The organism is Methylobacterium sp. SD274 (assembly GCF_017355285.1).
In the GTDB taxonomy this organism is placed as follows: domain Bacteria; phylum Pseudomonadota; class Alphaproteobacteria; order Rhizobiales; family Beijerinckiaceae; genus Methylobacterium.
This window is the reverse complement of record NZ_JADIJP010000084.1, coordinates 1-480: the sequence shown is the minus strand read 5'-3', so window position 1 is coordinate 480 and position 480 is coordinate 1. Positions and strand designations below refer to the sequence as shown.

The 480-nt window shown below is 68.5% G+C and carries 1 protein-coding gene; it reads left to right on the top strand.

Annotated features, from left to right (window positions below):
- Positions 1 to 473 (top strand): IS5 family transposase (locus IPV08_RS24345; protein WP_207414436.1); only part of this gene is annotated, 473 nt, incomplete at its 5' end.
- Positions 474 to 480 lie beyond the last annotated feature (7 nt).

Sequence of the window (480 nt, the reverse complement as noted above, 5' to 3'; positions counted from 1 at the left end):
AAAGGGGGCCTGCCACCGGCCCGAACCCGACGGACCGGGGGAAGCCGGGCACGAAGCGCCACCTCGTCACCGACGCGCGCGGCACGCCGCTCGGCTTCTGCCTGAGCGGGGCCAACAGACACGACACCGTCATGATGGCGGCCACCCTCGATGCCATTCCGCCTCTGCGGAGTGGTCGACGAGGGCGACCGCGACGCCGTCCGGACAAGCTGCACGCCGACAAGGCCTACGATGCCCGACCCCGCCGCCAGGAGTGCCGGGCGCGGGGCATCGTCCCGCGCATCGCGCGGAAGGGTATCGAAAGCAGCGAGAAACTCGGTCGGCATCGTTGGGTCGTCGAGCGTACCCACGCGTGGTTCAACCGCTTCCGCCGCCTGCCCGTCCGCTACGAGCGACGTGCAGACATCTACGAGGCCTTCACCAGCCTCGCGACCAGCCTCATCACTCTCAACCAGATCAAACGGTTCTGTTAGGCGCTCT